We start from the raw sequence: 26,803 nt of genomic DNA, 5'->3' as shown, positions 1-26,803 counted from the left end.
AATTCAAATTAATTGGTATCTATATGATTTATATTTGCTTTATCACCTCGAACATGATTCCGTCAGCGCGAGCAAGATAAATCGGGGCGCGTGCTACCGGCCGTTTCAGAGAGAAAGCACGCTTCACGCTTCGATAGCGGAAAGCCGACCCCGAAAGCATATTACGCTCTCGCCAATCGCCAGATTTGTCGTCCATCAACGCCGACAGATAGTGAACACCCTCATAGGTCGACTGCCCGATCACATTGAGCACCGGGGCCTTGTCGCCGTGCAAACCATAATAGCTTTCCTTGAAGGCGCAGTTGCCCTCGGTTCTAAGCGACCCGAAATAGCTCGCAGATGAGAAGAACCGCTTGAGGTTGCGGTCGCCGCAGGCGAGCAGGCCATTCTCCTCGATGCAGCATGACAGCCGGATCATCTTGCCATCCAGTCCCGCCGCCCCGAATGCCCGGTTGAAGGTCACTGCGTCCTGGCCGACAAGCGAGATCAGCAGCGCCTCCGCACCGGAATGGGCAATCTCGTCGATATAGTGCGACATGTTGCGCACGCCAAACGGCAGGTACCGTTCATAGCAAAGCCCGACGGACAGTTCCTTCAGCTTGGTCTTGGCATAGGAATGCGATGTGTGGGGCCAGACATAGTCATTGCCGATCAACGCCCAGCGCTTCGGCCGGAACTGCTGTTGCAACGTTTCGATCGCCGGCCCCAGTTGCTCATGCGGCGTCTCGCCGATGGCAAAGATCCCGGGCGTGTTCTCCCCGCCTTCGTAAAGCGGCGTGTAGACATAGGGCACCCGCTGCCGCACGACCTTGCTCAGCCGCTGGCGGATGGCGCTGATGTGCATGCCGACGATCGCGTCTATGGCGTTGGTCTCGATCAGGTCGTTGACGATCTCCTCGACCGGAACCTTCGCCTCAAGCGCTGAATCGATCATGATCAATTGCACCTGGCGACCGGCGATGCCGTTGCGCCGGTTGATCTCTTCAACCGCCAACTGAGCCGAGGAAATGCAGGACGGCGCCCAGATCCCGGCCGAACCGCACATCGGGATCAGCAGCGCGACGCGATAAAAGCCCGCCGAGCTTACCGAAGCCCAGTCGCGAAGGTCGTTCAACTCTGCCGGAAATGCCACTGCGGTCCGGGAAAACTCCATGCACGTGTCCCCTATCAGCCGTGCTTGAGGGATTTTTGTCATTGCAATTGAAATTATTTTCCAAGTCAACTATTTTCTATGCAACCTGACACTTGGATGAACCATGAAGAACCCGATCGACTCCTATATCTCCTATACGCTGGCGGCTGCGCACCGGGCCGTGCACCAGTCGCTGACGGCTGCGCTGAAGGAACATGGTGTGCAGGTGGAGGTCTGGCGCGTGCTCGAGACGCTGGACGCTGAGCCGAGCCAGACCATGGGGGAACTCGCCAGGATCGTGCTGATGAACCCGCCGACGCTGACCAAGATGGTCGACCGCATGGTCATGGAGGGGCTCGTTCACCGCCAGGCCGGCAAGACCGATCAGCGGCAGGTCAACCTGATGCTCACCGACCTGGGGCGCAAGCGGATGGCGCAAGTCCGCGGCGTCGTCCAGAGCCAGGACGAGGCGATCTGCAGCTTGCTCGGAGAAAGCGAAGTGGCCAAGCTCAACAACATTCTCGGCCGGTTGATGTAGCTCTTGGCAATGCCAGCCATTCACATCACCAAAAAATTAGTCTCATCAGGTAGTGCGTCACCAATGTAATGGGCCAACAGCCGGCGTGTTTTCGAGGCCTCGCGGTGCTCGAAGAGATACAGGCTCTGCACGTCGCCGAGCGGCAGCAATCCGTCGCGGACCGGGAGCGAGATCTGGGTTTGCGTCAGAAGCGCCCGAAGATGCGACGGTGCGTTGTCTGGCTGATCAGGCTTGTGACGGTAACGCCCCGGGTTCTTGGGGACCAGATCATCGAAGAAGGTGAGAATATCGGCCTTAACATCGTCGTCCGCATTCGCCTGTACCAGGAGAGACGCTCCCGTATGCTTGCACCAGATCGTCAGGAGTCCTGCGTCAAGCCCGCGGGTCTGGATCTCCTGCGCCAGCAGGTCGTCGATAGGCGTAAGCGACTTGCCTTGAGTCTGGATTTTCACTTCGAAAAAGAACTGTTGCATCAATCCATCCTCGCAAATGGGCCAATTCGCTTCATCGCTGGACGGCCAGACCGGCTCGAAAGGCGGTCGTCGCTTCGGCGGCACCGGCCTCCACAAAGCGCGCATCAGACCCAACGGTGACCAGGTCCATGCCCCAGCCTGCGGCCTTGACCGCGTAGGCAGATGATCCGCAATGAAGCCCACACCGGATCCCGGCCTCGGAGGTCTTGCGGCGAATGAGCGCGATCAATTCCACGATTTCAGCGACCTCGGAATCAAACCGGGGCGGGTGGCCGTAACTCAGCGCCAGGTCGCTGGGTCCGATGTAAATGCCCGACAGCCCGGGCACGGCGACGATGTCGTCGACCGCCTCTACGGCTGCGCGGGTTTCGATCATCGCAAATGCCAGCACCGAGGCATTTGCCGAAGCGACCGAGTAATCCCCTGGCCAGGAAAGGCGCGCGCGCACGGGGCCAAAACTGCGCCCGCCCTCGGGCGGATAACGGCAGGCCGCAACGAGGCGCGCGGCCTGGTCCGGGGTTTCGATCATCGGCGCAATGACGCCCATGGCGCCGGCATCGAGCACCCGCATAATGATCGCCTCATCCAGCCAGGGCACCCGCACCAGCGGCGAAGACCCGGAGGCTTCGATGATGGGCAACAGGGTCAGAAGGTCGTGGTAGTCGGCAGTCCCGTGCTGCAGGTCGACGGTCAGGGCGTCCCACCTGGCGGCGGCCATTGCCTGGGCCGTTATCGCCGACGGGGCGGCAATCCAGCCATTGAGAGCGCACCGCCCCTCGGCCCAGATCCCGTGCAGCTTATTGATGGAATTGGTCATCATCTCAAACCGCCATCATGTGAGTTAACTTTGTATTCTGGTAATCGCGGATCGCCTCGCGCCCGCCTTCCCGGCCCATTCCGGAGTGATCTACACCGCCGAAGGGTGCTTCGGCATGGGCAACCATGAAGGTATTGATGCCGACCATCCCCGCATGCAGTCCGCGCGACAGGGTGTCGGCCTTGCTTTGGCTGGAGGTGAAGGCATAGGCGGCGAGGCCGTAAGGGGTTGAATTGGCACGCTCGATGGCCTCATCGAGATCGGAGAAACTCGCCACGGGCGCGACTGGCCCGAACGGCTCCTCCGACATGATGGCGGCATGATCTGGAACATCTCCGAGAACCGTCGGCTCCAGGAAATATCCGCTGTTGCGCCCTTCCGGCCTTTTGCCACCGGTGACCAGACGGGCGCCATGCCCGATCGCGTCGGCGATCAGCCGCTCGACCTTGTCACGTCCCGAGGCCAGCGTCAGAGGTCCCATTGTGGTTGCCCGGTCCTGGCTGTCGCCGAGCACCAGCGCCTCCGCGTCAGCCTGCATCCTGGCGAGAAACCTCTCCGACACGCTCTCCTCGACATAGAAGCGGTTTGGCGCGATGCAGACCTGTCCGGCATTGCGGAACTTGAACAACGCGCACTGGGCGGCGGCGGCCTCGACGTCCGAATCCGCACAGACAACCACGGCAGAATGCCCACCCAGTTCCATTGAGCAGCGCTTGACGGTTTTGGCAGCCTCCGCCATCAGCATCTGCCCGACCCGGGTCGAACCGGTCAGCGAGATCTTGCGGACCTCGTTGGCCGCCATGATCGGCGCCGACACGTCTGCTGCCCTTCCCAGCAACAACTGCACGACGCCCGCCGGCACGCCGCCGGCGACGCAGGCTTCAGCGATCAGCGTGGAGGTCATCGGCACCTGCTCGGAGGGACGAACGAGAATGACATTGCCGGCGGCCAGCGCGGGCGCGATCTTGCGCACCGGCAGGTTGACCGGGAAGTTCCACGCCGTGAAGGCAGCGCATATACCGACTGGCTCATGCTCGGTCAGAAGCCGTCCGCCCTGCCGCGAGGCGATCACGTCTCCGAACAGCCGCTCGGCCTCGCCTGCAAACCACTCGAACTGCTCGATCGCGGCCCCGACCTCACCGGCCGCCTGGGAAATCGGCCGCCCGATTTCCATCGAGAGCGCGGAAGCAATGGCATCCGTGCGCGCGCGCATCTCGGATGCCACAGCCCGCAGGATACGGCCACGCTCCCATCCGTGCACCTTCGACCAGCTCGCCTGCGCCGCGCGGGCATGGGCCAGCGCTTCGGCCACATCGTCCGGTCCGCAGGCCGGCTGCTCCCAAAGCGTCTCGCCGTTGCAGGGGTTGATCACCGGGATGGCATCTGCCTGGCCACGGTTTTTGAACTCGCCGTTTATCAGGAGTTTCGGCTGCATCTTGGTCATCTTTTCACCTGTCGGTCAGAGAATTTCCGGCTCGGGCGCGGAAGCCCCGAACCCGGTTTCCAGAAAATCGAAATCACAGCCTTGGTCGGCCTGCAGGATGTGCTGCGCATAAACCCAGCCATACCCGCGCCCCGCCTTTCCGGCCGGAGCGGACCAGGCCGCGCGGCGGTGGGCCAGTTCGTCCTCGGGCACCTCCATGTCAATGCGTCCTGCCCGGGCATCGACTGCGATGATGTCGCCGGTCCGCACCAGCGCCAGCGGCCCGCCGACATGGGCTTCGGGCGAAACATGCAGGATGCAGGCCCCGTAGCTGGTGCCGCTCATGCGGGCGTCCGAGATGCGAACCATATCGCGCACGCCCTGCTCGAGCAGGTATTTGGGGATCGGCAACATGCCCCATTCCGGCATGCCCGGTCCGCCCTGCGGCCCGGCGCCGCGCATGATCAGCACCGTGTCCGCCGTCACGTTGAGAGTTGGATCGTCGATCCGCGCTTTCATGTCGGCATAGCTGTCGAACACAAGCGCCGGGCCGCGATGGCTGAGCAGTCGCGGATCTGCCGCTGAGGGCTTCATCACCGCGCCCTGCGGCGCCAGATTGCCGCGCAGAACCGCCATTGCCGGCTCCAGGGACACCGGGTTGTCGAGACTGCGGATGACATCGGGCAGATAGGTTTCAGCGCCGGCGATTTCGGCCCCGAGGCTCTGTCCCGTCACGGTTGCCGCCGTGCCATCCAGCAGGTCCCCCATTTGTGCCATCAATGCCTTCAGCCCGCCGGCATAGAAGAAATCCTCCATCAAGTAGCGCTCGCCCGACGGGCGGATATTGGCCAGCACCGGCACGCGATGCCCGGCTGCGTGAAAATCAACAAGCGTCAGCGGGAACCCGGCCCGGCGCGACAGGGCGATCAGGTGAATGATGGCGTTGGTTGAACATCCCATCGCCATGGCGACATTGAGCGCATTGTCAAACGATGCCCGGGTGAGAATGCTGGAGGGACGCAGATCGTCGTTGACCATTTCCACAGCGCGGCGTCCGCAGGCCGCGGCCATACGGATGTGGTTCGCATCCGCCGCAGGAATGGAAGATGAACCGGTCAGGCACAGTCCCAAAGCGTCCGCCAGCGCGGTCATCGTTGCGGCCGTGCCCATCGTCATGCAGTGGCCATAGCTCCGGGCGATACCTGCCTCGACACCCTGCCACTCCTCGATCCCGATCTTGCCGGCACGGCGCTCGTCCCAGTATTTCCACGTGTCCGCGCCCGAACCCAGCACCTCGCCGCGCAGATTGCCCCGCAACATCGGGCCGGCCGGCAGGAAAATGCAGGGCAGATCCATGCTGATCGCTCCCAGCAGCAGCCCCGGTGTTGTCTTGTCGCAGCCACCCATCAGGACAGCCCCATCCACGGGGTGCGAGCGCAGAAGCTCCTCCGTCTCCATCGCCAGAAGATTGCGGTAGAGCATCGTCGTCGGCTTGACGAAATTCTCGCTCAGCGACAGCGCCGGCAGCTCGATCGGAAACCCGCCGGCCTGGAGCACGCCGCGCCTTACGTCTTCCACTCGGCTCCGGAAATGGGCATGGCAGGGATTGATATCCGACCAGGTGTTGACGATGGCTATGACCGGCCGGCCGTGCCAGTCTTCCTTCGAATACCCCATCTGCATGAGCCGGGACCGGTGCCCGAATCCGCGCAGATCGTCCGGTTCGAACCAGCGTGCGGAGCGCAAGTTCCGTTTCATTGTGATGCCGTGACCCCGCCGTCTATGTAGACCACCTGGCCGGTCATGTAGCTGCCCGCCGGAGCGGCCATGGTGATGACCTGGCCGACAACCTCGACCGGGTCTCCGATACGCCCCAAGGGATTTCGCTCGAGCATGAATTTGCGGAATGCCGGATCATCAAGATGCGCGCGGATGCGGTCCGACTGGATGAATGTCGGCGCGACCCCGTTGACTGTGATGCCATAGGGCGCAAGTTCCATGGCATGCTGCTTGACCAGCATCACCAGGCCGCCCTTGGTAGCGCAATAGGCGGAATAGCCCCGGTTGCGCAACGCAAGTTGCGAGCGAACCGACAACAGATGAATCTGCCTCCCGCCGTTGCCGCGTTCGATCTGGTCTCGCGCCACGGCCTGGGCCATGAACATCGCCGATTTGAGATTGGTCTCGTAGACCTCGTCGAATGTCTCTTCGGTAACCTCCAGAATCGATTGTTCACGCTGGATGCCGACGCAATTGACCAGCACGTCGATGCCGCCCATCAGTCCGACAGCCTCGGAGGTGGCGCGCATGATGTCGGCTACATTGCTGGCGTCGAGCGCAATTCCGTGTGCTGTGGCACCGTTGTCTCCCAGGCTCAAGGCCAGTGCTCTGGCCTTGTCAGGCGACGGCCCCGCGATCGTGACGACGGCGCCGCGGCGCGCCATCCCAGTGGCAACCGCTTCACCGATTGCGCCATAGCCACCAGGCACAAAAACCCGCAATCCCTTCACATCGAACAATCGGTCAAGCCGCTCGGTGTCGACTGCGGGTGTGAGGCTTGTTGCCTGATTCATTCTGTGATCTCCAAGCCTGCAGCCTGATAGACGCTTTCCATGAGCCGCAATGTTTCAAGATTGTCGAGCCGATCGGTCTCGAATTCTGTTCCCTGGCGCAGGCCCCGAACGAAGTCCGCCATGATCGTGTCGAAGCACTCCTGGTAGCGGCCAGGCAGATCCACTTCTTCGGCAGTTTCCTCGGCGCCAACCAGGTACGTCTTGTTCAATTCCATAACGATGGTGCCCTTGGCTCCAATCACCTCGAGCCGGTCGCCATGCAGCTCAGGATAGCCCGGCGCGACGAGACAGCCATCCGCCGTCGCGATGAGCCCGTCCCGTCCTTGCAGAAGGATCGCCGCCGTATCCTCCCCCGGCAGTCCTTCAGCCAGTGTGTTCAGCCGTGCCGCGATCACCTTCAACGGCCCGCACAGACAGCGCAGCACATCGAGATGATGGATCATTGTTTCGAAAACCAGATTCCGGCGGAAGCCGGTGAGATAGGGCTGACGCTCGATAAGGAAGGGCACATTGTCTTCGCGCGGGCACAGCCCCGATCCGCGGCAGGAAATCTGCACATGCCGGACCGTGCCGATACGATCTTCGGCAATCCAGCGCCGCACGGTCATGTAGTGGGGCCGGAACCGGTAGTTCTCATGCACCATGAAACGCACCCGCTCACCGACATAGGCGATCAGTTCTTCCGCTTCGGCCACCGTTTCGGTCAACGGTTTCTGGCACATGATATGCACACCATGATCCGCCGCCATCCGCGCAACCGGCGCGTGGGCGCCAACCGAGGCGGCGATGTCCACCGCGTCGAAACCGCCCTGCCTGAACATTTCCGCCGCGTCCGTGTGGAGACGCGTCACCCCGAATTCCGCCCCGCGCGCTTCCGCCTTTGCCAGATCGATATCGCAGAGTGCGACGATCTCAGCGCCGGCGGCCTGCCAGGCCCTCAGATGATAAAGGCTGATGAGACCGCAGCCCACCAGCGCAACGCGCAAGCCGTCAGTCATGATTGCCTCCGAACCTGCCATAGCCGTAATACCAGACGCTGCCGCCATTCATCGACGTCCGAAGGCTGTGGCTGGCGCCGGCCGGGATCTTCACCAGATCCCCCGGACAGCATTGGGCAACTTCTCCGGCAACCTCGATCTCCATCTCGCCTTCGGCGACGACGACGAATTCATCGGTGTCGTGGATGAAATCGGCCCACACCTGCCCGGCCGGATCGCGGAAGACGCCGAAAGAAAAGCCCGGGAAATCCACGGCCACGGCATTCTCAGAAACCGGAGGGACATAGGCGCCCATTTGAAACACCTTGCTCATGCCGCGCACTCCGTCAGCAGATCGCCCAGATAGGCACGCGCGGGCTCGTGGGCGAGAAGCGAGGCGTAGTCCGGCAGGGATGTCACGCTGCCCTTGTTGACGAAGACGAAGCTCTCGCAGATCTCTTCGACAATCTCGAGGTGAAACCGCTCATTGGGGTGAACGCAGAGGAACACGAGACGGCCCTCCTCGCGCAGGCGGCGAAAGAAATCGAGCATGAAGCCGATATAGCCGTCCTGGGTATTGAATTGCGGTTCGTCAAACAGATGCAGCATCGGATAGTCCGAGCCCGCGGGTTCCATCATCACATTGGGTTTCCAGGACCGGAAGTGCCGCACCTGGTAGGACTGGTGATAGTGAATCGCCAGGCGGTCGCGCTGATCGGTCCGAACCTTGTGAATGTTGCGGCCCGAGACGGCAACCTCACCAGAGGTGGGCGCGTTTGACCCGGTAATGAGTTCGAACAAGGTGGTCTTGCCGGATCCGTTCGGACCCATCATTCCCACGATTCCCGGCTTTTCGACGGTGAAATCCGCCGTCAGTCGAAAGGTCGGCGTCCGGTCAAAGCGGCTCTTGGTGTAGATCTTTTCAAGGTTCCGGACTTCAAGCATTGCGGTCATCGTTCACATCCCGATCAGGCGTCGACGCAGCGGCGCGTTGTCCAAAAGCTCTTGTGCGGCCCCCTCGTGAAGGATCCGCCCGCGGTCCATCACGTAGACGCGGTCGGAAACCTCGAGCGCCGCCAGCGCATTTTGCTCGACGATCAGGCTGGAAATGCCTGCAGCCTTCAACCGCGATACGGTCCGCATCACGTCCTGCACGATTTTCGGAGCGAGCCCCTGGCTTGGCTCATCGAACAGGACAAGCCCGGGAGAGCCGAGCAGTGCCCGGCTGATCGCGACCATCTGCAGTTCGCCGCCCGACATGTTCTCGCACTCGCGGTTGAGCAGGTGTTCCAGCGCCGGGAAGATTTCGACCACTTCGGCTTCCGTCCAGCTGCGGAACCGGGTCTTGCGTGTACCGAGCGCCAGATTGCGCTTTCCGTTAAGCGAAGGAAAAACGCGGCGGTCATCGGGCACCCAGGAGATCCCGAGCCGCGATATTCGGTGCGGGGGCATATGGGTGAGGTCCTGCCCATCAAAGCTGATCCGGCCGGACCGCGGATGCGATAGCCCCAGGATCGACCGGATCGTCGTGGTCTTGCCCGCCCCGTTGGGGCCCAGAAGGGTGACAACTTCAGCCGCGCCAACCTCGATGCTGGTGCCGAACAGAGCCTGGGTCTCGCCGTAGAATGTCTCGATGTTTTCGACCCTCAGCATCAGGCCACCTCCCCCAACGCCGAGCGCGCTACCCATTTGTTGGACTGCAATTCATCGGGCGTGTTTTCGTCGATGACCTGGCCCCAGTGGATCACAGAGATCCGGTCGGCGAGATCGAAGAGAAAACGCATGTCATGCTCGATCAGCACGATGGTGTAGCGGGCGCGAAGCTTGCGGATCAGCACCGCCAGCGCCCGCGTCGCCTCCGTTCCCAGACCCGATGTCGGCTCGTCCAGGAACACGATCCGCGGCTCGGGGGCGAGGGCCACCGCGATCTCGAGCGCCCGGCGTTCGCCGTAGGGAAGCTCCGCCGCCTTTTCCCAGGCACGATGCGCAAGGCCGACCTGGTCGAGCACATCGATCGCCTGGTCGATCAGCTTCGTGTCACTGAAGACATCGCGCAGCAGGTTCATGCCGTTCCTGCGGAATTGCTTCAGCGCCAGGATGACATTTTCGATCACCACTGTGTCATCGAACAGGTTCATGATCTGGAACGAGCGCGAAACGCCAAGCCGCGCGATCTGGTGCGGCTTCTTGCCCGTGATATCCCTGCCGTCGAAGGTGATCCGCCCGCCGTCAGGCCTGTGATGACCGGTCAGAACGTGGAAGCAGGTCGTCTTGCCCGCGCCGTTGGGGCCCATGATCCCATGCACGCTGCCTTCCTCGATGGAAAGACTGATGTTTTCCAGGACCACCCGAGCGCCGAAGCGTTTGCGGAGGTTTTCGGCAACAAAGAGCGCCATGCTCAAGCCTCCTTCCGAACGGGGACCGCGCCCGGTGCAGACTTCTTGCGAAGACGCGCACCGACGACATGGAGCAGACCGGCAAGCCCCTCCGGGCGGGTTATGACCATGATCACGAACATCAGGCCGAACCACAGCAGCCAGGTTTCCGTGACGCCGCCTATAATATCGCGAGCGACGAAATACAGGATCACGCCGAGCACCGGCCCCCAGAAGCTGACCAGGCCTCCGCCGACCAGCACCATCATGACGATCAGGCCGGACTGGTGCAGGCTCATCACATCCGGATACGCCCCTTCCTGGGCCATCGAGAACAAGCCGCCGGCAAGCCCGGCAAAGGCTGTCGACAGGATGAAGGTCAGCCATTTGATCAACCAGACATTGTAACCGACAAACCGCGCGCGGGTCTCGTTCTGGCGGATTGCCTGCAAGACCCGCCCGAACGGGGCATTCACCAGGCGCCAGAGCGCGACGACGACGAGCGCCAGGATCGCGGCCACAAACCAGTACAGCGAATAATTGTCAGCGAGGCTGTAGCGGATAGGGCCCACCACTAAATCCGGCCGCGGAATGCCCAGCAGTCCATCTTCTCCGCCCGTAACACCATGCAGCTTGATCGCGCAGAACCAGACGATCTGGCCGAACCCGATGGTCATCAGCGCATAATAGATCCCGCGACGGTGCGACAGAAAGGCGCCGACCACGGCGCCGGCCAGGGACGCGGCCAGAATGGCGGCCAGAAGTCCGCCCCAAAGGCTGACCATGATTTCCTGCTGAAACAGGCCAAAGGCATAGGCCCCGATCCCGAGATAGGCGCCATGGCCGAAGGAATGCAGACCGATGTAGCCGAAGAGCAGATTGAACCCGAGGGCGAAGATCAGCCAGATCGCCACCTCGATGCCGAGATACTGATAGAGACCGACAGCCGGCAGCCAGAAAGGCGCGGTGGCCAGCGCCAGCATGAACAGGGCCATGGCCGGGGTCATCGGCGAACCGCCGCGTGCGGGAATGTCGCTGAGTGTGATCATGCGCATGGTCTAGTTCTCCAAGGCGGACTTGCGGCCCAGGAGCCCGCGGGAGCGGAAGCCGACGATTGCGATCAGGAGCAGGTACATCGACAGCATCGACCAGGCAGGTGCGTAGGCACCGGTGATGCCGACCGAGAGGCCGACCAGCAGCGCGGCGAGGACCGCACCCCAGAAACTGCCGACCCCGCCGATGACGATAATCAGGAATGCGGGAATGATGACATCGATACCGATATGCGGGCGCAGGCCCCAAATTGGCGCCATCACCACCCCGGCCAGGGCGGCAAGCGCAGCGCCGAAGCCAAAGACCAGAAGCCGCAGCTTCGACAGATCGTAACCCAGCGCGCGGACCATTTCGCTGTCATGGGCGCCGGCCTTGATAGTGGCGCCATAAGGTGTCCGCTCAAGGAACAGCCAAACCAGGCCTATGGCGACAATGGCAAACCCCGCGGCAAAGAACTTGTAGGTCGAGAAAATCAGACCACCCATGAAGAACGCTCCGTTGAGAGCCCGTGGAACAGCCAGACTTTGCTCGCCTGTACCCCAGATCAGCCGGATCAGTTCCTCTATGACGAGCGCCGCACCGAATGTCAGAAGCAGACCATAGAGCGGCGGCTTGCCGTAGGTCGGGCGCAGGCAGAGTTCCAGCACCATCCCGACTGATGCCGCCAGAAGCGGGCCGGCCACCACGCCGAGTGCATAGCGCGTGGAGAGAGGCAGTTCACGCCACCAGACACCGAATTCGCTTGAGCCAAACCAGTCGCCGCCAATGGTTGTCATGGCAAGATACGCGCCGAGCGCAAAAAGAGCGCCATGGGCGAGGTTGATCACCTCCATCACGCCCACGATCAACGTGAAGCCAAGCGCAATCAGGGCAAACAGCAAGCCGAGCGTGAGCCCGTTCACAATGTGGGGTATGAGTTCGATCATGAAAATCCTCGCAGGCCTCTTCATCAGGCAGAGAGCATCCGCGCGGCCGGACCGGGCAATTTGCCCACGGGCCAACCGGCCGCGCAGTATTGAGCCGCCTCAGGCGTCAAAGGTCGGCGTATCGTCGTAGCTTTCCAGCTTGCAACTGCCGAGGCTATCCTGGTCACGCACGTCTTCAGGCGCTGAACTGGTCAGGATCTTGAAGAGGTCGTCGTCTTCCGTCGGCGCAGGGTTGCCCGTTGCCAGGTAGATCGACTGCTGGACCTGGTGGGTATTCGGATCGACCACCGCATCGTGGTGCTGCATGCGGCTTTCCGCGGACATCACGTGACCCTCAAGCTGCTTGATCACGGCGATGTTGTTTGTCGTGCCGGCGCGCTCGATGGCTTCGAGCAGGTTCTTCGTGGCCATGTAGCCATTGTAGAAGACATTGCCGGGCACGCGCATCGATGTTTCCGGGTACATCGCCTGATAGCGGCCGACGAACTCCTTAACCCCCGGCAGATCCAGCTTGTAGTACCAGGTGGTGCCGAAAACGCCGAACAGGTTATCGGCGGGCAGACCGTAAATATCCGGCCAGTCCTGCTGGTTGTTGATCCAGGCGATTTTGTCACCCATGCCAAGCTGCGCCACCTGCTGGCGCAGGGCGATCTGGTCGTCACCGCCGACGGCTGCTGCAACCACGTTTGGCTTGGCCTGCTGGATCTTCAGCAACGCCGCGGTGAAATCCCGCGTGCCCTGCGGCACAAGGATCTCGTCGCTCACCGATCCGCCATACTGATCGATAAGCACGCGGGTGGCGCGCGCCGTATCGTGCCCCCAGACATAGTCATTGGTCAGCAGCATGAAGTCGCCGCCATAGGCATCGATGGAGTTCTTGATCGCCGCCTTGGAGAAATTGGCTCCGTTGCCGTCCCAGACGAACTTCACGCGGTGGCAGTTTTCGCCCGATTCCGTCGGCGAGGACGAATTGGTGTTCATGTAGATCACGCCATAGCGCTGCGCCACCTGGCTGATCGCGTTGGCAACGCCCGAACTGACGGCACCGACAAGGAAGCCGCACTCTTCCCGGGTGATCATGCGCTCGGCAACGCGGCTTCCCGTTGCGGCGGTCGTTTCCGTATCGAGGTGGACTGTTTCTATCTTCCGGCCGAGAACTCCGCCAGCGGCGTTCGCCTCTGCGACGGCCATCAGCATGCCGCGGCGATCGGAAGCGCCGGAGTTGGCGTATTGCCCGCTGGCATCTGAGGTGAGCCCGAGCCGGATCGGCTTGTCGGTTGCCTGCGCGTAAGCGCGATTGTGTTTCCATGGGCCATAAAATGCTGCCAGGCCACCAACCGCGGCAGCCGAACGCAGCATGCCGCGGCGCGTAAACTTTGAACTGGACATGATTATCCTCCCTAGAGCGAGCCCGGTCGTGGCGGGCGGAACAAGGCCTTCCCCGCCCCCTCCTCAGAGCAATAGAAAACCCTGTCATTATTGTTAAAAATATTTTCTATTCGCGTCAAGGAATTCTTTTTCTGACATATCGAAAATATTTTCTCTTCCGACAATTCATGCTATGTGATGCGGCATGATCAAGAAGTCCGAACCACAACCATCCCAAAGCGGAGAAACTTTCGATGCCCTCAGGCAGAGAATCCGTGATCGCTTCCCCACTCTCAGTCCACATCTGCAACGGATTGCCCGCGCCTCGCTCGAGGAAGCCAACGCCTTTGCTCTGAACACCACGCCGGTTATCGCCGCCGAGCTGGGGATCCAGCCGTCCACCCTGATCCGCTTCGCAAAAGAACTCGGCTATGCCGGTTTTTCCGATCTGCAGCGGGTTTTCAGGCAGCGCCTGATCGAGGGCCAGGTCAACGTCCGCAATGAGGTGCTGGCACGGGACGAGGCTGCAGCGCGGCCAGACACACGTGCCACGCTTGATGCCTGTCTGAAGGCGCATGGGGAAGCGATCGAACGTTTGGCGCGCGAGTGTGACACCGAGGCGCTGAACCGGGCGATCCAGATGATGCAGCAGGCTGGGCACGTCTATGTAGCCGGATTGCGGCGCTCACGCCCGATCGCTGAGTACTTCCATTACGGCATGATCCGCGGGGAAAGGGCTTGTTCGTCGTTGGACTTCGCCGGCGGAATGGCCGGTCCGCAGATCGCCACGATGAAAGCGGATGACGTTCTCTTTGCGATCGCCTTTCCGCCCTACTCGCAGCCGGTGGTCGATGTCGTGCTTGATGCTCACGTATCCGGCCGACGCATTGTGGCGATAACAGACAGCGCTGAAAGCCCGTTGGCCACTTATGCGGAGGTTGCCTTGCTCCTGGGTGCAGATACGGCCGCTCAGTTACAACCGATATCAGCTGCCATCGCTCTGGTCCAAACCCTTGTGATGGGCATCACCCGGCCGTGACGTCGACACCGGGAAATACGGCCCGAGAAGCGCAGGTGAACGGCCGCAGCATTGATGCGATCGCCATCCCGAACCAGCGCGAAACCATCGCGGCCGGACTGAAACCGTCGAAACGGCGACGGGGCTCGGATTCAACCCGATATTTCCCGTCTCGAAACTGGCGCGAATGCTGAAGCACCGGCCGGAAGCCCTGCGCCTGCTTGACCAGGGCGGCCTGCGAACCGGCAACGTCGACAGCTGGCTGTTGTGGAACCTGACGGCCGGCGCGACGATCGCGACCGACTGGCCGGAATGACCCACGGCACAAAGCCTGCGCATGTCGCATGGGCGACTTTCGAAGCCATTATTCTGCAGATCGCCGACATCTTCGAAGCAATGCAATCTGATATCAAATGCGGCTTTTTGGCCTCAGGACGGATGGTGGAGCCTCTTCAAATGCTTCTCTCCTGCATCTGCAAGCGGACCTGCTCCAATGTTCCGTGGAAATTGCAGTGGTCGAAGAGATCAGCGCACTCGGCAGCGCCGCAATGGAATTCACTGCGTTTGGTGAAGACTGGCCGCCGGACACACGCAGGACCCACTTCGAACCACTAATGGCAATCGACGTTGCAGATACTGTTCGCACGACTTGGAAGCAAGCCATACGGCGCGCTTTCAGCTACACCCTTGAGCGGTCCCGGTTAGGGACGAAGCCGGTGACCATGATCTCTCAAACAGTGTTATTGCTCAGTCCGCGCCACGCGCCATGTCGCGGGGTCGCACGAACCCCTTCTGATAGACATACACAGCGATACCGACGGTCACGCCAACAACATCGGTCAGCCAGCCGGCGTCAATCATCGTCAAACCTCCCGCGAGCAGAACGATCCGTGCCACGTTGTTTGCACGGCCAAAAAACCATCCCTGGACAGCAGCCGACAGCAGATAGACACCCACGGCCGCAGTCGCCGTGACGTGGATTGAGTCAACCCAGCTTCCCTGCAGCAGCATCTCGTCGGAAAGGTAGAACATGTAGGGCACAATGAACGCCGCAAGCCCGAACTTGAAGCTCTCCACACTGGTCTTGAGCGGATCCGAGCCGGAAAGCGCTGCCCCTGCATAGGCCGCGAGCGCCACCGGTGGCGTTATGGCCGAAATCACCGCGAAGTAGAAGATGAAGAAATGCGCCGTAAGAGGTTCGATCCCAAGGTTGATCAGGCCGGGTGCCATGACGCTTGCGGCAACCACATAGGCGGCAGTCGTTGGCATGCCCATGCCAAGCACGATGGAGACGAGCATCGCAAAGACAAGCGCAAGGAACTGGCTGTGTTCTGCAAGTCCGAGCAGCACCGCGGAGAACCGCGATCCGATTCCGGTGAGCGCGATAACCCCGACAATAATGCCGGCCGTCGCACAGACCGCAACCAGTTGCAGCGCCATGCGTGCGCCCAGTTCCAGCGCCCTGAACAATTGCTTCGGCCCCATGCGATGTGGCGTCAGCCAGGAGACTACTGCAGCCGAAACCATCGCCAGCGTGCCGCATCGGATAACCGAATAGCCCGAAAGCAGGGAGCCTATCAGCACGATGATTGGGGTGAACAGATAGACCTGCTTCAGGAGTTTGCCGAATTTCGGCAGGTCGGCCCGAGGCAGACCGACCATGCCGTATTTCTGTGCCGCCAGATCGACCATGAAGAAGATCGAAAGAAAATAGATGACCGCCGGAATAATGCCCGCATAGACGATGTTGATGTAGGGGATGCCGGTGATCTCGGCCATGATGAAGGCGCCCGCCCCCATGATAGGCGGCATGATCTGGCCGCCCGTCGATGCAGCGGCCTCGACCGAGGCGGCCGTCTGCGGCTTGTAGCCAACCTTTTTCATCATCGGGATGGTCAGACTGCCGGTGGCGACAACATTGCCGGCGGAAGTTCCGTTGATCATCCCCATCAGGCCGGATGCAAACACGGCAACCTTGGCCGGTCCACCGCGCTTGTGACCAGCGGCCGCAAAGGCGAAATTGACGAAATACTCACCGACGCGGGTCGCCTGCAGGAAAGCCGCGAAGATCACGAAAAGGATGATGTAGGTCGACGAGATGGCGATGGGAGCGCTCAGGATGCCATTATCCGTAATGATGTAAGTGAAGAACCGCTTCGCATCATAGCCCCGATGGTACAGGATTCCGGGCAGCCAAGGCCCGAGAAAGGCATAGCCGACAAACACGCTGGCGATGATGACCAGTGCCATGCCGGCAAGACGGCGGGTCAGTTCGACCACCAGCACCACGCAGGTGACGGCCGCCCACATGTCCGACGGCAGCGCCATCGAGATACCGCCGCGCAACTGCAACTGTCGCGAAAACAGGATGAGATAGGCGATGGCGCTGAATGTCGCCACGACCAGCAGCACGTCCGCGAGAGAGATTCGGTCTTTCAGCCGTACGGTAAAGAACCAGCCGTGCATCACGGCCAGTACGCTGCCGGCAAACAACGGGATGCCGTAGAAGCGCAGCGCCCAGGGCTGCCCCGCAGGCATGCCGGTCTGCATCACATTGTACCAGATGGCGATCATCATGGCGAAACCGGTAAAGACCCCGACCGCCGCCAGGGCCAGAACCGTATCTCCGACAAGATTGCGCTTAGAGACGTCTTCGTTCCGGGTGGCGCCTGCGGCGTAGATCATGAAACCGAGCGCCAACCCGCCTCCAATATGCGACAGGCGGTAGGCCCAGGTTTCGAGCGGATAGATGTTCATGACGTAGAGATGGAAGGCGGAATAGGCCACGCAAGCGACTGCCACCACCCACAACAGCGTCCCCGAAAAGACACGCTGGTTGAAGCCTACCGGTTCTTCATCGACGTGCGACACGGCCTCTGCGAGTGACACCTCGTGATGAACATCTTCTTTGGTTTGCTTCGGATTTGCGTCTGACATGGTGTGCCCTCCCACCGGCAGTGATAGTCTCGTCCCGGCTCAAAAAAACAGGGCGGAATGTGCAATCCCGCCCTGCTCCTGGTCCCCGGTCGACCGGATTATCCGGACGGATTCGTCAAGGCCCTACTTCAGTTCGTCGGCGATCTTGTAGCCGTTCTCCTCGAACCACTTGGCTGCGCCAGGGTGGAACGGCATGAAGGTGTTCTTGTCGAAATGCTCCGGCAGGGTCTCCGCTGCAGCCTTGTGGGCCTGCAGCATGCGCTCATGCTCTTCCATCGCCAGCTTGGTGATTTCGTACACCAGGCTGTCTGGCATACTTTCGTGAACGATCGCGAAATTCCAAAGCGAGACTGTCTCGACCGGATCCGGCTGGTCTTCATAGGTGTTGGCCGGAATCGTGAAGGCCGACATGGCAGGCTCAGCCTGGAGGAACATGGCGCGTTCCTCTTCGGTCATGCTTATGAAGACAACGTCATTCTCGACAGCGAGCTGCGTATAGGCGCCGTTGGGAATGCCTGCAGCATAAACGAATGCATCGATCAGGCCGTCCTTCAACTGTCCGGCGGTATCGCTGGCACCTGCGTAAGAGATGTTGACGTCCATGCCGGCCGCTTTGAAGTAACGCGGCCAGTAAGCAGCTGAAGTGCCGCTGGCCGGACCGACGCCGATCCGCTTGCCTTCCATGTCCTTGAACGACTTGATGCCGGAACTTGCCAGCACCGCTGCCTGCAGCGGGGTCTGATACATCGGGAACATTGCCCGAACCGCAGTGTGCTCGACCCCTGGCATGACTTCGCTCTTGCCGACCCATGCATCATAGGCCGGGCCCATGGTGACGAAGCCCATGCTCAAATCGCCTGTCTGGACCAACGTGACGTTCTGTCCGGGGCCGCCGGTGACCTCCACGCTTGCGTTGAGACCGAGCTTTTCGCTGATCAGGCCGGCAAAGCCGCTTCCATAGGCGAAGTAGGACCCGCCCTGGCTTCCGGTACCGAATGCCACAGTCTCGGGCCAGCCGGTCTTGTCTTGTGCGGCAGCCGAGAACGCGAAGCTGCTGGCAACCGCCAGCGCAATGACAGATTTGGTGATGAATTTCATGGCTCACTCCTCCCGTGAATACACCTTATGGTGTCGTTCAGGAGACGCTAACGCCTGACGATGCAGGCCCTCAAGAACCATCGATTATATAAAAATATCGACTAATCGCTAAGCTGTTTCCGCGATGGTTCCGATATTGCGCATAAGCAGCTCCATGAAGGCATCGCGGGCTGGGTCCTTGGTATCCCGCATCCAGCAGGCTGCAAGTGCGAGTTTGTTGCGGATCGGGCTCTCCGGCATCCTGAGCGGCACAAACCGGACACCATCAACGCCGAGACGCGATGCCCAGCGCGGCACGATGGCGATACCCATGCCACGCCCCACCAGGTTGACGATCGTCTGCTTCTCTTCGGCAATCTGGACAACCCGGGCGGAGAGGCCTGCCTCGATGAAAAGCTGCATGCTCAAGTCATGACTATGCGGCCGGGATTTCCTGTCCGGGACAATGAGCGGCTGGTCGGCCAACTGCTGAACGTCTACCTCTTCATACTCTGCCAAGGCGTGCCCTTCAGGGCAGGCTACGACTGCCGTTTCGTGGAAGAGCGGGTGAAACTCCAACCCCCGATCAGGGGTTTCTGGCGGGCGTACGATGGCAATATCAAGATGCCCGGACAGGATCTTCGGCAACAGTCTGATGGTCTTCTGTTCGATGAGCTGCACAACGATCTCGGGATGGAGGTCTCGGAACTGCGGCAGCAGTTGCGGCAACAAACCGGCCGCCGCGCTGTCGATCGCGCCAATACGCAGTGCGACGGCTTTCTGATTCTTGTGATCCCGAAGCCTGGTTTCGAGCCGTTCCACACGCGAAATTATCTCCAGCGCTTCGGGGAGCAGAATGCTGCCGGCTTCCGTCAGCGCTACATTGCGTGTTGTCCTAGATAGCAAGCGAACGCCGAGCCGCTCTTCCAGCAGCCGGATCTGGCGCCCGAGCGATGCCGGCAACATTTCGAGGTGCTGCGCGGCTTTGCCGAAATGCAGCATCTCGGCGACCGTCACGAAACAGCGCAATTGAAGAAACTCCATCGACCCGTCCACTTACATTATTTCATTTATTTATATGATCATCGACGCATTGCCGCAACCAGCACAACTTGCGAGATTGGCGCCGCTAGCGAGCACCGTGGCAACGGTACTGATCGCTGTTTGATGGGGTGAAAACGGAAAATGGCTATGAAGACATACAGGATTGCGGCGATACCGGCTGACGGAATTGGCCCGGAAGTAATCGCAGCCGGACTTCAGGCTATTGAAACACTGGCGAAGCGTGACGGTGGCTTCACTCTTGATGTCACCCAATTCGACTGGGGGTCGGATCGCTACAAACGAACAGGCGCCCTGATGCCCGAAGACGGGACCGAGCAACTGAAGAAGTTCGACGCCATCTTTTTCGGCGCTGTGGGAGCCCCGGATGTTCCCGATCACGTGACCCTCTGGGGCTTGCGCCTGCCGATCTGCCAGGGCTTCGACCAATATGCGAATGTCCGTCCGACCAGGATCCTTCCGGGCATCAGTTCGCCGCTCGCCGGCGTGGGACCCGGTGACCTGGACTGGGTTATCGTTCGCGAAAATTCCGAGGGCGAGTATTCCGGTCATGGCGGTCGTGCCCACAAGGGCTTGCCGGAAGAAGTCGGTACCGAGGTCGCGATCTTTACCCGCGTCGGCGTTACCCGGATCATGCGCTATGCCTTCAAGCTGGCCCAATCGCGACCGCGCAAATTTCTGACAGTGGTGACGAAATCCAATGCCCAGAGATTCGGCATGGTCATGTGGGACGAGATCGCCGCAGAGGTGTCCAGGGAGTTTCCCGACGTCAGATGGGACAAGATGCTTGTCGATGCCATGACTGTGCGCATGGTCAGGGATCCCAAGAGTCTTGACACAATCGTTGCCACCAACCTGCACGCCGACATTCTGTCCGATCTTGCAGGAGCGCTCGCGGGAAGCCTGGGCGTTGCTCCGACCGCCAACATAGACCCTGAGCGGCGTTATCCGTCGATGTTCGAACCGATCCACGGCTCGGCCTTCGACATCACCGGCAAGGGCATCGCCAACCCCGTGGCAACCTTCTGGACTGCAGCGCAGATGCTCGAACACCTGGGCGAGAATGCTGCGGCCGACCGGCTGATGCGCGCGGTGGAAAAGGTCTGCGAGGACGGTACCATGACCCCGGATGTGGGCGGAACCGCCAATACACAGCAAGTGACCGACGCTGTGTGCGACGCGATCCGCGGCTCCAACATTTGAACAGGCGAGTATCGCCTGCTTCCGGATTGCCCGTCGAAAGAGCCGCCACGTGCTGAAATTCCCCGAGAATTTTCTGCTCTCCCTGTTTGAACGCGCCGTCGAAGTCGCTGACCCGATGCGCAGCCTGGCTGATCACCTGCCCAAGCGACCCGCTGGACGTTTGATCGTGGTCGGCGCGGGCAAGGCCAGCGCCCGGATGGCGGAAGCCGTCGAGGCCACATGGGGGGCTTGCGAGGGGATGGTCATCACCCGTTATGGGTATGGGCGGCCATGTCAGGGCATAAAAATCATCGAGGCGGCGCATCCGGTCCCGGATGCTGCGGGTGTTCATGCGACCCGGAGAATGCTCGATCTGGTGGGCGGCCTTGGTCCGGATGATTTTGTTCTGGCTCTCATCTCCGGTGGAGCCTCTGCACTGCTGACCGCGCCGATCGAAGGAGTGGGCTTTGCCGAAAAACAGACGGTGAATTGCGCTCTGCTGGCTTCGGGCGCGCCCATCGGAGAAATGAATGTGGTGCGCAAGCACCTCAGCCGGGTCAAGGGCGGGCAGCTTGCGGCCGCGGCGTTTCCCGCGCGGGTTCGTACGCTGTTGATGTCCGATGTCCCCGGAGATGACCCGGCCGATATCGGTTCAGGCCCTACAGTCGGAGACACCTCCCGCCCAGAAGATGCTCTTGCCGTCCTGAGGAAATGGAACATCGAGGTTCCGGCTTCGGTCACCGAGGCGCTGCGGGCAGGCAGCGGAGTCATTGCCCCCTCAGACAAACGCCTGAGCACGACTGAAAACCACATCTTCGCGGCACCTGCTCAATCCCTCTCGGCCGCAGCAGAAATGGCTCGGGCAGCAGGCTATGACGTACGATTGCTTGGCGATGCCCTCGAGGGCGAGGCAAGCGATCTGGGACGGGAACACGCAAAACTGGCGACCGCCATAGCCCGTGACCGAAGCCGGGAGGGCGCGCCGGTGCTGCTGCTCTCGGGCGGCGAACTCACCGTGACCCGTCGCGGTGACGGTATCGGCGGACCCAACGCCGAATATTGTTTGGCTCTGGCGATCGCGCTCGGTGGAGCACCCGGTATTCATGCGATTGCCTGTGATACCGATGGCGTGGACGGATCGGCGGACATCGCTGGCGCGATCATCGGTCCCGAAACCCTTACGAAGGCCCGAATGATGGGCATCGATCCGTCCGCGGCACTGTCATCCAATGACGCACACGGCTTCTTCGGCTCTATCGGCGATCAGGTTGTGACCGGTCCGACTATGACCAATGTGAATGATTTCAGAGCAATCCTGATATTCTAGAGCCGGGTACAGCTTCAGCGTTGATCACCGATTTCGGTATGGTCATACTGCTGCGGCTGCAGGACCCTGCGGGCTATTCTTCCCGCGACCACCCATAAAGGCGCGCGGGATTTTCCCACATGATCTGATCGACAAGTGCGTCCGAGCCGACGGCATCAATGAACCGCTCCAGCAGTCCCGAATAAGACAGCGAACGCCAGGCAGCGACCGCATCGGGACCCCTGTGTTCATCGTGGGGAGGCGGATGCGGCCAGTCGCTGCCCCAGACACAGCGGTCCGGGCAGATGTCGAGAAAGGCATCGAGCCATTCGCGGTCAGGCTCGATGCTCAGGGGGTGATCCGGATGCCGGTAGGGCGAGGAAAGCTTCATCCACAGGTGCTCGTCCCTCATCAGATCAAACAGAATGCGTGCTTCGGCATCATCGGGGCGGGCCCTTCCGAACAACCCGTAGTGATCGATGACGCAGGCGACGGGCAGGCCTGCGATCGCGTCGGAGCGCGCCGCGAGCACCGGCAAGGGTGCGATGATCTCGACATGAAACCCGTGCCGTCTGGCGATCGATGCCACCGCCTCGAGATCGTCGCTGCCTTCTCCGACATTCTTCGCAGCCGGGCTGTAGAGATTGACGCGTAGCCCCGAGACGCCCCGGGACCGCCAGTCTTCAAGTTGCTCGTCAGAGATGCCGGCGGCAGATGTGGCCACACCGCTGCCGCGACCTTCCAGCCTGTCAAGCGCGTCAAGCAGAACACTGTTGTCAGTGCCGTAGAAGCTTGGCTGGGTGATCACGAAATGATCAATGCCATGCGGTCTTCCGTTCTCGACAAGAGTTTGCAGCGGCGCCGGTTCGGCAAGAAAGGTACGCCCGGGGGTCTGGGCGTACTCCGATACCGGGGCAACTACGTGAACGTGGCTGTCACAGCGCATGAAAGGCTCACCGGTTCATGCGGATCACTGGTTGCCCGAGGAAATCTCGATCAACCGGTTCATCGCGTCCTGACCGACAAGTTCGCTTCCGAACTCATCCCACACCGGCTGCATCTTTTCCTTCCACTGGGCCAGTTGTTCCGGCGTCAGTTCGTGGATCGTCTTGCCCGCATCCCGGATCTTGGCATAGGCGGCCTCGTTCTCCTTGGCGGCGTTTTCCCAGTTAAAAGCATTGGCCACTTCCAGGGCCTCCTGGACAGAAGCGCGATCGGCGTCGGAGAGGCCATCCCACCAGGTCTTGTTGGCTCCAACGATGTAGAACGCGTATTGGTAGCCGATGCGGGTCATCTGGTCGATAACTTCGACCATGCCGGCACTGTCAAGCGACATCGGCGTGGGTTCAACCGCATCGATGACGCCCTGCTGCAGGGCAGAAGCCACCTCGCCCCATGCCATGCTGATGACATTCGCACCAACCGCCTTGAATGCCTCGATATCCGAGGGCACCGACTGAACCCGTATCTTAACACCCTTCATGTCTTCGGGCGTGAGGATCGGCTTGCTTCCGCGATAGCTCAGCTCACGCTGCCCCGACAGCCAGATCGCGACCGGCTCGATGTTCTTCTTGCGCAATTCCGGTACGAAGGCCTCGCGCACGACCGGGTCGTTCCACGCTGTATTGACCATTTCGCTGGAGGTCAGCAGGAATGGGAGCGTGAGAGCGTTGAGACCGGCCGCCAGTGGCGAATAGATGCCGGATGTCGGGGCAACGAACGTCGCTGAACCGAGCTGAAGGCCCTGGATCTGTGTCTTTTGGTCGAGCAGTGCGCCGGAGTGGAACACATCCACCGCGGCCGTGTCACCGAGCCGCTCCTTGAGTTCCTTTGCCAGAACTTCGAAGGTCTGGCCTTTCAGGTTCAGCGCGCTGGTATCATTGGACAGGATGATCCTGTCGGCAGCGTTGGCTTGATGAACACCGACCAGCATGGCGGCGCTGCACATGATCGATAGCAACAGTTTTCTCATGGTATCTCCTCCTTCAATTGATCTCTACTTGCCGAACACCAGCTCGGGCAGAAACAGTGAGAGTTGCGGTATGAACGTCACCAGCATCAGCACGCAGATGGTCACGGCCATCCAGGGCAGAGCGCCTCTGAAAACCTCAAGGACCGGCCTGCCGGAAACGCCTGACGCCACGAAAAGGTTGAGGCCGACCGGCGGTGTGACGAGGCCAAGCTCGATGTTGACGATGACGATGATGCCGAAATGCACAGGATTGACGCCCATCGCCACGGCCGTGGGAAAGAGTACGGGCACGAACATCAGAATGGTCGGCACACCTTCGAGAAAGAATCCGACGATCAGGAACAGCACATTGACCAGCAGCAGGAACTGCCATTGCTCGAGGCCAAGGTCCACGATCATCCGTGTCACGGCTGCAGGGACGCCAATCTTGGTGATGAAGAAGGCGAACAGAAGCGCGTTGGTGGTGATGAAGAAGATCATGCCGACCGACGGCGCGGTATCGGCGATCGTGCGGAACAGGTCGCGCGGGGAGAGTTCGCGATAGACAAACATGCCGATGACGATCGCCAGTAACATGGCCATGACGGCAGCCTCGGTGGGCGTGAAGATGGCTCCACCGTCACTTGAGATCGGACCGAACTCGAAGGCCGGCAAACCGTAGATCCCGATGAAGATCATCACCGGCAGCATCAGGGCTGGCAGGGCGCTGCGGGTCACTCTGGCACGCTCCGGCCAGGGCATCCGGCTGTGGCGCGGAGCGTCGGAGTGCCGGGCCAGAAGCGCCGCCATCAACACCATGCCCAGCGCATAAATCACGCCCGGGATGACACCGGCGAGAAACAGGCGAGTGACCGAGGTCTCGGTGACGAAGCCGTAGATGATCAACGGGATCGATGGCGGGATCAGGATACCGATCGAACCGGCGGTGGCCAGGGCGCCAAGCGCATAGCGGCTTGTGTAGCCGTCCCGGATAAGCGCCGGGTACATGATCCGTCCGACGCCTGCCACCGTCGCCGGGCTCGATCCGGAAATCGCGGCAAAGAAGACACAGCTCAGGACCGTGGTAATGCCTAGCCCCCCGGTGAAGTGACCGACAAATGCGTTCGCGAAAGCGATCAGGCGGCGAACCAGCCCGCCCGTATCCATCAACGCACTGGCAAGGAAGAAGAACGGCACCGCCATCAGCGAGAAATGGTCGAGGTTGGCAAATGCCTTCTGCCCGATGATCGCTAGCGGGATCGGATCGAGCAGCAATGATGTAACGACCACGGATCCGCCAAGCGCAACGGCAACCGGCGCCCCGATGGCAATGAGCAGGAAAAACGCGAAGACAAGAAGGAGAATGGTCACGATGCACCTTCCTTGTGGGAAGGCTTGCTCTGCACGCCGATAATCAGCCGGATGATATAGCGCAACGCAAACAGGCACATCATTGTGGGCATGATCGAATAGACGATCCAGTCTTTTATCCCTGTCTCGGGCGACGCCGTATCCATCATCCTGGCAAATCCGACATAGAGCCATCCACACCATGCCAGGAACACGCAGAGGCCGAGTGATGCCAGAACCGCCGTGACATTCATGATGGCTGCGACGGGTTTCGGGGCGATGGAGGGAAGAATGTCGACACTGATGTGACGGTCTTCACGGACGGCTCTCACCCCCGCCGTCAACATGGCGGTGATGGTGACGAGCACGAACGCGGCTTCGTTCCACTCATATCCGGTATTGAAGACGTAGCGTAGCGTGACCTGCATCACCCCGAGTGCAAGTGCGGCCAGTGAAAGAACGACGATCAATCCGTCCTCGATCCCTGACAAGGCGACATCCAGATACTTTGCTGCTGATACCAAACTCATCTAGCCGTCTCCGTGCGAATGAGAATGACCGTAAAGCTCTGGTCGGAATGAAACCATATCCACTTAATTATATAGGATATTTGTATAAAAGTGCGCGATGCCCTCTCGCGTGATTCTGATGTACCCCCGCCAAAGTGTACCGTATGAAGCTGGAATTTTTCGTTTGTGATCACTGCCGGGACAGAAGTAGAGCTCCATGAAGGCGTCTAAGTTCTGATAAACTGAGACCGGTAACGTCACTGGGAATAGGCGGCACGCAGGAGGGGCGGTTTTGCTTTGGATAGCGGTACCACGTTCGCTGTAGCTGTCTAAAAGGTTCCCGCAATCGATCTCGAAGGTCGCCATTTGCCTCTGCAGTTTAAGCCTGCATAAGCATAGTCACACCGTGCAACGACCACCGCATCTGCTGCTTTTCACCATCCGCTTACCGACCAGGGAATTCACTGCCGACTCAGCGCGGGTCGTGGCAACGCTGAGCCCAGCTCGGTGGCGCTCTCCGTAGTCGACAATCGCACCATGGTTCGAGCTGTTACACGTCAGGAGTTGAACGCCGAGGCTGTCCAGCCGTGCGATCAAGAACCCGCATATTTGATTTAGGGAATAGCCGGGACCCGCTGATCTGGCAGGCGATTGCGCAGCAACCGCCGAGAGGATTTCAGGTTATGGTCCGAAGGACGACGAGCTACTTCGCCAGCAAAGACTACGTCTTTGCGCCAGCGCAGTGATCCTATATTG

26 protein-coding genes are annotated in these 26,803 nt (G+C 60.7%); 5 read left to right on the top strand and 21 right to left on the bottom strand.

Annotation, left to right across the window (positions count from 1 at the left end; all coding sequences use genetic code 11):
- Window positions 1–28: 28 nt before the first annotated feature.
- On the bottom strand, window positions 29–1,153 hold the full coding sequence (locus GTW23_RS00125) for a substrate-binding domain-containing protein (RefSeq protein ID WP_252914149.1): 1,125 nt from the start codon (window positions 1,151–1,153) through the stop codon (window positions 29–31).
- A 103-nt stretch (window positions 1,154–1,256) separates the two neighbouring features.
- Here GTW23_RS00125 and GTW23_RS00120 point away from each other — a divergent pair, with 103 nt between their 5' ends.
- The gene (locus GTW23_RS00120; RefSeq protein ID WP_152010526.1) at window positions 1,257–1,670 is read left to right on the top strand and encodes a MarR family winged helix-turn-helix transcriptional regulator; all 414 of its coding nucleotides are present in this window, start codon (window positions 1,257–1,259) and stop codon (window positions 1,668–1,670) included.
- A gap of 20 nt (window positions 1,671–1,690) precedes the next feature.
- Here the strand turns inward: GTW23_RS00120 and GTW23_RS00115 are convergent, their stop codons facing one another.
- The 13 genes from GTW23_RS00115 to GTW23_RS00055 form a co-directional block, all read right to left on the bottom strand.
- The gene (locus tag GTW23_RS00115) at window positions 1,691–2,143 is read right to left on the bottom strand and encodes a secondary thiamine-phosphate synthase enzyme YjbQ (protein ID WP_252914148.1); all 453 of its coding nucleotides are present in this window, start codon (window positions 2,141–2,143) and stop codon (window positions 1,691–1,693) included.
- Between the two features lie 31 nt (window positions 2,144–2,174).
- Entirely contained in the window at window positions 2,175–2,963 is a 789-nt protein-coding gene (locus GTW23_RS00110) for an HpcH/HpaI aldolase family protein (protein WP_252914147.1), read from the bottom strand.
- A 1-nt stretch (window position 2,964) separates the two neighbouring features.
- On the bottom strand, window positions 2,965–4,404 hold the full coding sequence (locus GTW23_RS00105) for an NAD-dependent succinate-semialdehyde dehydrogenase (protein WP_252914146.1): 1,440 nt from the start codon (window positions 4,402–4,404) through the stop codon (window positions 2,965–2,967).
- Window positions 4,405–4,419: 15 nt separating this feature from the next.
- A complete protein-coding gene (gene araD / locus GTW23_RS00100) occupies window positions 4,420–6,141 on the bottom strand; it encodes an L-arabinonate dehydratase (protein ID WP_252914145.1) in 1,722 nt (573 codons plus the stop codon).
- A complete protein-coding gene (locus GTW23_RS00095; RefSeq protein ID WP_152010531.1) occupies window positions 6,138–6,956 on the bottom strand; it encodes an SDR family NAD(P)-dependent oxidoreductase in 819 nt (272 codons plus the stop codon). Before GTW23_RS00095 ends, araD begins: the two co-directional genes overlap by 4 nt.
- The gene (locus tag GTW23_RS00090; RefSeq protein WP_193217353.1) at window positions 6,953–7,954 is read right to left on the bottom strand and encodes a Gfo/Idh/MocA family protein; all 1,002 of its coding nucleotides are present in this window, start codon (window positions 7,952–7,954) and stop codon (window positions 6,953–6,955) included. The genes GTW23_RS00095 and GTW23_RS00090 overlap by 4 nt, the downstream gene beginning before the upstream one ends.
- Window positions 7,947–8,267 (bottom strand): cupin domain-containing protein, encoded by a 321-nt coding sequence (locus tag GTW23_RS00085; protein WP_252914144.1) that lies wholly within the window; start codon window positions 8,265–8,267, stop codon window positions 7,947–7,949. Before GTW23_RS00085 ends, GTW23_RS00090 begins: the two co-directional genes overlap by 8 nt.
- A complete protein-coding gene (locus GTW23_RS00080) occupies window positions 8,264–8,887 on the bottom strand; it encodes an ATP-binding cassette domain-containing protein (protein WP_252914143.1) in 624 nt (207 codons plus the stop codon). The genes GTW23_RS00085 and GTW23_RS00080 overlap by 4 nt, the downstream gene beginning before the upstream one ends.
- A gap of 3 nt (window positions 8,888–8,890) precedes the next feature.
- On the bottom strand, window positions 8,891–9,586 hold the full coding sequence (locus GTW23_RS00075; RefSeq protein ID WP_252914142.1) for an ABC transporter ATP-binding protein: 696 nt from the start codon (window positions 9,584–9,586) through the stop codon (window positions 8,891–8,893).
- Window positions 9,586–10,329, bottom strand: a complete 744-nt coding sequence (locus tag GTW23_RS00070) for an ABC transporter ATP-binding protein (RefSeq protein WP_252914141.1) — start codon at window positions 10,327–10,329, stop codon at window positions 9,586–9,588. The genes GTW23_RS00075 and GTW23_RS00070 overlap by 1 nt, the downstream gene beginning before the upstream one ends.
- 2 nt (window positions 10,330–10,331) lie before the next feature.
- Entirely contained in the window at window positions 10,332–11,363 is a 1,032-nt protein-coding gene (locus tag GTW23_RS00065; RefSeq protein WP_252914140.1) for a branched-chain amino acid ABC transporter permease, read from the bottom strand.
- A 3-nt stretch (window positions 11,364–11,366) separates the two neighbouring features.
- Window positions 11,367–12,287: a branched-chain amino acid ABC transporter permease gene (locus GTW23_RS00060; protein WP_152010536.1), complete on the bottom strand. Its 921-nt coding sequence runs from the start codon at window positions 12,285–12,287 to the stop codon at window positions 11,367–11,369.
- Window positions 12,288–12,386: 99 nt separating this feature from the next.
- Window positions 12,387–13,676: an ABC transporter substrate-binding protein gene (locus GTW23_RS00055; protein WP_252914139.1), complete on the bottom strand. Its 1,290-nt coding sequence runs from the start codon at window positions 13,674–13,676 to the stop codon at window positions 12,387–12,389.
- Between the two features lie 184 nt (window positions 13,677–13,860).
- On the opposite strand from GTW23_RS00055, the gene GTW23_RS00050 reads away from it, so the two are divergent.
- Window positions 13,861–14,694: a MurR/RpiR family transcriptional regulator gene (locus tag GTW23_RS00050; protein WP_252914138.1), complete on the top strand. Its 834-nt coding sequence runs from the start codon at window positions 13,861–13,863 to the stop codon at window positions 14,692–14,694.
- Between the two features lie 166 nt (window positions 14,695–14,860).
- Window positions 14,861–14,989 carry a hypothetical protein gene (locus GTW23_RS23350; RefSeq protein ID WP_290128842.1) on the top strand — a complete coding sequence of 43 codons (129 nt, stop codon included), beginning with the start codon at window positions 14,861–14,863 and terminating at the stop codon, window positions 14,987–14,989.
- A 431-nt stretch (window positions 14,990–15,420) separates the two neighbouring features.
- On the opposite strand, the gene GTW23_RS00045 is transcribed toward GTW23_RS23350, so the two are convergent.
- From GTW23_RS00045 to GTW23_RS00035, 3 genes are all read right to left on the bottom strand, one after another.
- Window positions 15,421–17,610 (bottom strand): TRAP transporter permease, encoded by a 2,190-nt coding sequence (locus GTW23_RS00045; protein WP_252914137.1) that lies wholly within the window; start codon window positions 17,608–17,610, stop codon window positions 15,421–15,423.
- Between the two features lie 123 nt (window positions 17,611–17,733).
- Window positions 17,734–18,708 (bottom strand): TAXI family TRAP transporter solute-binding subunit, encoded by a 975-nt coding sequence (locus GTW23_RS00040; protein ID WP_252914136.1) that lies wholly within the window; start codon window positions 18,706–18,708, stop codon window positions 17,734–17,736.
- A gap of 108 nt (window positions 18,709–18,816) precedes the next feature.
- The gene (locus GTW23_RS00035) at window positions 18,817–19,731 is read right to left on the bottom strand and encodes a LysR family transcriptional regulator (protein ID WP_252915536.1); all 915 of its coding nucleotides are present in this window, start codon (window positions 19,729–19,731) and stop codon (window positions 18,817–18,819) included.
- Between the two features lie 147 nt (window positions 19,732–19,878).
- Here GTW23_RS00035 and GTW23_RS00030 point away from each other — a divergent pair, with 147 nt between their 5' ends.
- A complete protein-coding gene (locus GTW23_RS00030) occupies window positions 19,879–20,952 on the top strand; it encodes a tartrate dehydrogenase (RefSeq protein ID WP_252915535.1) in 1,074 nt (357 codons plus the stop codon).
- A gap of 52 nt (window positions 20,953–21,004) precedes the next feature.
- Window positions 21,005–22,258: a glycerate kinase type-2 family protein gene (locus GTW23_RS00025; RefSeq protein ID WP_290128872.1), complete on the top strand. Its 1,254-nt coding sequence runs from the start codon at window positions 21,005–21,007 to the stop codon at window positions 22,256–22,258.
- Between the two features lie 73 nt (window positions 22,259–22,331).
- Here the strand turns inward: GTW23_RS00025 and GTW23_RS00020 are convergent, their stop codons facing one another.
- The 4 genes from GTW23_RS00020 to GTW23_RS00005 are packed head-to-tail and all read right to left on the bottom strand — an operon-like array spanning window position 22,332 to window position 26,068.
- A complete protein-coding gene (locus tag GTW23_RS00020; RefSeq protein WP_252914134.1) occupies window positions 22,332–23,183 on the bottom strand; it encodes an amidohydrolase family protein in 852 nt (283 codons plus the stop codon).
- 24 nt (window positions 23,184–23,207) lie between these two features.
- Window positions 23,208–24,209, bottom strand: coding sequence for a TRAP transporter substrate-binding protein (locus tag GTW23_RS00015; RefSeq protein ID WP_152010570.1), 1,002 nt, complete (start codon window positions 24,207–24,209; stop codon window positions 23,208–23,210).
- Between the two features lie 24 nt (window positions 24,210–24,233).
- Entirely contained in the window at window positions 24,234–25,559 is a 1,326-nt protein-coding gene (locus tag GTW23_RS00010; RefSeq protein ID WP_252914133.1) for a TRAP transporter large permease, read from the bottom strand.
- Window positions 25,556–26,068, bottom strand: coding sequence for a TRAP transporter small permease (locus GTW23_RS00005; RefSeq protein ID WP_252914132.1), 513 nt, complete (start codon window positions 26,066–26,068; stop codon window positions 25,556–25,558). The genes GTW23_RS00010 and GTW23_RS00005 overlap by 4 nt, the downstream gene beginning before the upstream one ends.
- Between the last annotated feature and the right edge of the window lie 735 nt (window positions 26,069–26,803).

It is taken from the genome of Parahoeflea alexandrii, from assembly GCF_024105735.1.
Lineage (GTDB): Bacteria > Pseudomonadota > Alphaproteobacteria > Rhizobiales > Rhizobiaceae > Hoeflea > Hoeflea alexandrii.
Note: the sequence above shows the minus strand (reverse complement) of the source record. Positions and strands in the feature narration are given on the sequence as shown.

Coding starts and splice junctions, on each gene's coding strand:
- GTW23_RS00120 (WP_152010526.1), top strand. CDS start 1,257: ATGAAGAACCCGATCGACTCCTATATCTCCTATACGCTGGCGGCTGCG.
- GTW23_RS00090 (WP_193217353.1), bottom strand. CDS start 7,954: ATGACTGACGGCTTGCGCGTTGCGCTGGTGGGCTGCGGTCTCATCAGC.
- GTW23_RS00030 (WP_252915535.1), top strand. CDS start 19,879: ATGAAGACATACAGGATTGCGGCGATACCGGCTGACGGAATTGGCCCG.
- GTW23_RS00055 (WP_252914139.1), bottom strand. CDS start 13,676: ATGTCCAGTTCAAAGTTTACGCGCCGCGGCATGCTGCGTTCGGCTGCC.
- GTW23_RS00115 (WP_252914148.1), bottom strand. CDS start 2,143: ATGCAACAGTTCTTTTTCGAAGTGAAAATCCAGACTCAAGGCAAGTCG.
- GTW23_RS00035 (WP_252915536.1), bottom strand. CDS start 19,731: ATGGAGTTTCTTCAATTGCGCTGTTTCGTGACGGTCGCCGAGATGCTG.
- GTW23_RS00040 (WP_252914136.1), bottom strand. CDS start 18,708: ATGAAATTCATCACCAAATCTGTCATTGCGCTGGCGGTTGCCAGCAGC.
- GTW23_RS00045 (WP_252914137.1), bottom strand. CDS start 17,610: ATGTCAGACGCAAATCCGAAGCAAACCAAAGAAGATGTTCATCACGAG.
- GTW23_RS00105 (WP_252914146.1), bottom strand. CDS start 4,404: ATGACCAAGATGCAGCCGAAACTCCTGATAAACGGCGAGTTCAAAAAC.
- GTW23_RS00110 (WP_252914147.1), bottom strand. CDS start 2,963: ATGATGACCAATTCCATCAATAAGCTGCACGGGATCTGGGCCGAGGGG.
- GTW23_RS00070 (WP_252914141.1), bottom strand. CDS start 10,329: ATGGCGCTCTTTGTTGCCGAAAACCTCCGCAAACGCTTCGGCGCTCGG.
- GTW23_RS00015 (WP_152010570.1), bottom strand. CDS start 24,209: ATGAGAAAACTGTTGCTATCGATCATGTGCAGCGCCGCCATGCTGGTC.
- GTW23_RS00020 (WP_252914134.1), bottom strand. CDS start 23,183: ATGCGCTGTGACAGCCACGTTCACGTAGTTGCCCCGGTATCGGAGTAC.
- GTW23_RS00075 (WP_252914142.1), bottom strand. CDS start 9,586: ATGCTGAGGGTCGAAAACATCGAGACATTCTACGGCGAGACCCAGGCT.
- GTW23_RS00080 (WP_252914143.1), bottom strand. CDS start 8,887: ATGACCGCAATGCTTGAAGTCCGGAACCTTGAAAAGATCTACACCAAG.
- araD (WP_252914145.1), bottom strand. CDS start 6,141: ATGAAACGGAACTTGCGCTCCGCACGCTGGTTCGAACCGGACGATCTG.
- GTW23_RS00065 (WP_252914140.1), bottom strand. CDS start 11,363: ATGCGCATGATCACACTCAGCGACATTCCCGCACGCGGCGGTTCGCCG.
- GTW23_RS00095 (WP_152010531.1), bottom strand. CDS start 6,956: ATGAATCAGGCAACAAGCCTCACACCCGCAGTCGACACCGAGCGGCTT.
- GTW23_RS00060 (WP_152010536.1), bottom strand. CDS start 12,287: ATGATCGAACTCATACCCCACATTGTGAACGGGCTCACGCTCGGCTTG.
- GTW23_RS00050 (WP_252914138.1), top strand. CDS start 13,861: ATGATCAAGAAGTCCGAACCACAACCATCCCAAAGCGGAGAAACTTTC.
- GTW23_RS23350 (WP_290128842.1), top strand. CDS start 14,861: ATGCTGAAGCACCGGCCGGAAGCCCTGCGCCTGCTTGACCAGGGCGGC.
- GTW23_RS00085 (WP_252914144.1), bottom strand. CDS start 8,267: ATGAGCAAGGTGTTTCAAATGGGCGCCTATGTCCCTCCGGTTTCTGAG.
- GTW23_RS00125 (WP_252914149.1), bottom strand. CDS start 1,153: ATGGAGTTTTCCCGGACCGCAGTGGCATTTCCGGCAGAGTTGAACGAC.
- GTW23_RS00005 (WP_252914132.1), bottom strand. CDS start 26,068: ATGAGTTTGGTATCAGCAGCAAAGTATCTGGATGTCGCCTTGTCAGGG.